A 3,992-nucleotide genomic window follows, 5' to 3' on the forward strand; every position below is an offset into this window, starting at 1 on the left:
GCCTGCTTATTCGGGCCGAGATTGCAATGAGTGACGGGGACCTTGGAGACTTCCTGAACGTGCTGGATGAACTCGGAGGATGAGTCGGCCGGAATCCGGCCAGGAAGCAGTTGCTGACACTTTCGAGCTGCCGGGCCGAACGTACAGAGTTTGCCGAGATTGTACGGGCAAATTCTTCAAACCACCGAGCGCGTCGTAACGGCGCCTCGCGGGCGCCATCACCGGTGCGATCAGTCTTTCGGGTTCCGGAAAAGGACATAGCGCCCTTCCCTGCCATTAACGGGCGCAAGGTTCGCTAAGACCTTGCTAGGACCGATATCCGGGATCCCGTCCGGGAACTGGATCAATGGGACGGCCGAAACCTTGTCCTTTGCCGTCCTCTTACTACATCAGCTTCCGAACGCGCCCAAAGCTTGGTAAATACGGTACGCGGACGCGGATCCTGAGATAACGCACCTGATCTTCGATTTTCGGCCTTGAACTCCTGACCGAAAAAGAACAAAATGGGAACTTCTTTCAAAATAGATTCACGCATATTTGGGGAGAATCTCGCTAGCAGTGGCTTTGGAACTGACGCGAAGATCGCTTAAGAGATAATTCGGCGAGGGAAACCAAATGAACCTATTGGCTTATAGCGATGACGGACCAGCGCTCGCCCCCATCTCGCCGTTCCGGGAGATGGGGGCTTATGAGGCCCTGTGGCTCGAAAAAGGTGCGACATTCAAGACGATTGCTGAGCGATTTTCAGCGGACCCAAGCGCCCTGCCTTCAGACTTTGTGAATCATTCGGAAGCAGAGCGGCGCGCCAAAGAGGTGATGGCGCGCTTCAAGTCGGCTGGAATCCATAGATTTGGAGTCCGCATCCATCATGCGGGCGACTATCCACTCAAACTTCGCGAAGCAAAATATCCCCTCGAACTTCTATACTATCGCGGGTCCTGGGAGCTGGTGGAGCTCCCCAGCGTCGCCGTGGTCGGCAGCCGCAAGGCGACGCCCAAGGGGCTAGAGCGTGCAGGCATCGTCGCGCGAGCGCTTGTCGAAAAGGGATACGTTGTCGTCTCCGGACTGGCGGAAGGAATTGATACGGCCGCGCATAACGCCGCGCTCGAAGCCGGCGGTAAAACCATCGCGGTTATCGGCACGTCATTGGACAGTGTATACCCGAAACAGAACCGGGATTTGCAGGAGCGGATTGCAAACGACTTTCTTCTGATCAGCCAGGTTCCGGCGCTGCGATATGCGTCTCAAAACTATATGCACAACCGCATGTTTTTTCCCGAGCGCAATGTCACGATGAGCGCGCTCACCGAAGCGACGATCATCGTCGAAGCGAGCGATACGTCCGGCACCCTGATCCAAGCGCGTGCGGCTTTGCAACAGGGCCGTAAGCTGTTCATCATGGATTCGTGCTTCAAGAGAGACGGTCTGACATGGCCGCAAACCTACGCCGATCAGGGTGCGATTCGGATCAAGACCCCTGAAGATATCTGGGTGCACCTTGCCGGATAAGAATCGGTTTCAAGAGATCGATGACAGCAACCGCGCCGATCACTATCATCTGACTCCAGGCGACACGTGCCTGTACCTGTTCGAATACACCTCGAACCGGGACTACTCTTTCAGCAAGACAAACCAGCTCATCGCCAATCTGAAAAAGCGGCCCTCTCTGCGCAACACAAATCAGTGGCCGCATAAGGTGAATGAGATGCGACGGTGTTCGCAATACTTGGCGAAAGCGTTGAATCCTGAATGGCTCAAAGTGGCCACCCTCGTGCCGGTCCCGCCCTCCAAGGCCAAGGATCATCCAGAGTATGACGACAGGATGCTCACCGTCTGCCGGGGCATCGGCGGGGACGTTAATGTTCGGGAACTCGTGATGCAGAATGTCTCACTTCGCGCGGCACATGAGACGCCGAATGATCGCCCGTCTGTTGAGGAGCTGATCGAAGCGTACGCAATAAACGAAGCCTTGGCGGATCCGGCGCCGCAACAAATCGGAATATTCGACGATGTACTTACCGCTGGCAGCCACTACCGTGCGATGCATTCTGTCCTCAGCGCGCGGTTTCCAAATGTTCCGATCGCGGGACTGTTCATCGCGCGTCGGGTGTTCCCGCCAGAAGTCCAAAGTCCATTCGCCGAATTGGAGTGGGAAACCTGAATCCTCTCATCTGCTCGGCCAGAAAACCAGCGCCCGATTGATTATCGAGCGTGCTCAAACTGATACGCATCTGACACGCAATCTCTGCAATTGAACGATTTTGCGTGTCAGTTTGTGATCACGAAAGATCGCAAGTGCGCTGTTTTTATTGCGAAAGTCATTCGTCGCTCTCGTCCTGATCCGACTCATAATCGCGAGGTCGGGAGTTCAAGTCTCCCCCGAACCACCACCTGCCTTTTTAGGCCCTGACTCTATTGAATTTTTTTCGTCAGATTGCCCCGCACGGGCATTTTGCGGGGCACTTTGTTCCGTATATCTTCTAATTGCGGCGTCTGCGAGCCGCTGTTGGTCTGCACCTTTCGTGTAGATCGAAGCCGATCTTGTGTCGCTGTGACCCAATTTTGCAGCAATTTCATTTTCGGTCGCCCCGCTCTCCGCCATGCGGACTCCATCAGCTTTTCGTAGGCCGTGAAGCGTCAGGCCAGACGGGAGGCCAGCCTCTTTCACCCAGCGCCTTACCGCCGCGCCGAAGCCCTTTTCAGAGTAAGGTTTTCCATTGGCGGTTTCTATGTAGTGGAGACCGCTCGATGGCGCTGTATCTAGAGCTTCGGCCATGTCCAGCGTGACCATGATCGCGACCATCCTGCCGGTTTTCTTCTGTTCAATACGCAGATGAGTATCATCGCGATGCTGACGCCCAATGCGGACCACATCTGACCGACGCAATCCGCCATCGAATGCCAAGTGGAAAGCCGTCCTAGCTGTTGTACCGTATGGGTGCGCCGCTTTGAACGCTTCGCGCTGCGTGGCTGTCCACGGCTTCCAGGTGCTGTCACCCATTTTCAGGCGCTTCACGCCTTCTGCGGGATTGTGTGAGACGTGCCCCGCGTCGATGCCCCAAGCATAGAGCGATTTCACGACTTTGATCATGTTGTTGGCCGCGCCGGGCGTCTTGGCGCGCTTGTCGCGCCCGGCCTGAACGGCGTCGCGTGTCAGCGTTCGGCAATCGAGATGGCCGCTTTCGCGAGCGATGCGCAGCAAGATCGAGCGCCGCTGAATTTGGGTAGCCGGTTTCGCTTCGGCAAACTCGGCACTGGTCAGATATTGGCTGATGAGCCAGTGCAGCGAGTAAACCGCGACATACGGATTTTTGGGGCGGGCGACCACGCTTGATCTCAGATCTTCGAGAATAGCGTTGTATTCGGCGACCCAAGCTTCGCTGCCCTCTTTGGCGCGTATCCGGCGTTTCTTGTTCTTACCGTCCACGACAAGTCGCACATACCAGCGCTTTCGCCCGGATCGGTCGCGATCACACATCGTGAAAGGGTATCGGATCGCTGCCACAGAAGTCCTCATATCGCTTTGCCAAACCAATCACTTGCAATCGGCTCGCCATTACGGGCCAGACTCTCTGCATGTTCGTCAAGGTCTCGAATATCCCAAAGTCGCTCACCGCCGCGCAACAAAGGTTGCGCAAGCTCACCTTTATCGACCAGCCGACGCAGATTCGTCGGCGACGTGCCGATATAGGCTGCGGCATCATTGGCCTTCATAAGACGCGGCCAAGCGTGGATTGTGTTTCTCTTCGTCACGGACTCTGACTCTCGGTTCCTCGTGCGCCAATAGGTTCGGCTTGAGGCTTCATGAGATCAGGAAATCGCGATCAGTGCAGCTATATACGCTGGCAGGAATGACGCTTGAAAACGCACAGCCATTTCTGTGAGCGCGCTACCTTATTGCCGGATTATTGACTTCGCTCTGTGATAATCGTCCGCATTGCGGTGATAATTTCAGTTTCGGTCATCGCGGAGTCTATTTGCGCTACCACCGA

The 3,992-nt window shown here is 55.7% G+C and carries 4 protein-coding genes; 2 read left to right on the top strand and 2 right to left on the bottom strand.

Features of this window, described 5'->3' with window-relative positions:
• The first annotated feature begins 615 nt into the window (after positions 1-615).
• Complete coding sequence (locus tag ACESNB_RS13810) at positions 616-1,509, top strand: DNA-processing protein DprA (RefSeq protein ID WP_373008287.1); 894 nt, start codon at positions 616-618, stop codon at positions 1,507-1,509.
• On the top strand, positions 1,499-2,161 hold the full coding sequence (locus tag ACESNB_RS13815) for a hypothetical protein (protein ID WP_373008289.1): 663 nt from the start codon (positions 1,499-1,501) through the stop codon (positions 2,159-2,161). The genes ACESNB_RS13810 and ACESNB_RS13815 overlap by 11 nt, the downstream gene beginning before the upstream one ends.
• 207 nt (positions 2,162-2,368) lie before the next feature.
• Here the strand turns inward: ACESNB_RS13815 and ACESNB_RS13820 are convergent, their stop codons facing one another.
• Positions 2,369-3,427, bottom strand: a complete 1,059-nt coding sequence (locus tag ACESNB_RS13820; protein WP_373008291.1) for a tyrosine-type recombinase/integrase — start codon at positions 3,425-3,427, stop codon at positions 2,369-2,371.
• Between the two features lie 86 nt (positions 3,428-3,513).
• The gene (locus tag ACESNB_RS13825; RefSeq protein WP_373008293.1) at positions 3,514-3,714 is read right to left on the bottom strand and encodes a helix-turn-helix domain-containing protein; all 201 of its coding nucleotides are present in this window, start codon (positions 3,712-3,714) and stop codon (positions 3,514-3,516) included.
• Positions 3,715-3,992: the final 278 nt, after the last annotated feature.

It is taken from the genome of Hyphomonas sp. (assembly GCF_041689225.1).
Classification (GTDB): Bacteria; Pseudomonadota; Alphaproteobacteria; order Caulobacterales; family Hyphomonadaceae; genus Hyphomonas.

Coding starts and splice junctions, on each gene's coding strand:
- ACESNB_RS13825 (WP_373008293.1), bottom strand. CDS start 3,714: ATGAAGGCCAATGATGCCGCAGCCTATATCGGCACGTCGCCGACGAAT.
- ACESNB_RS13810 (WP_373008287.1), top strand. CDS start 616: ATGAACCTATTGGCTTATAGCGATGACGGACCAGCGCTCGCCCCCATC.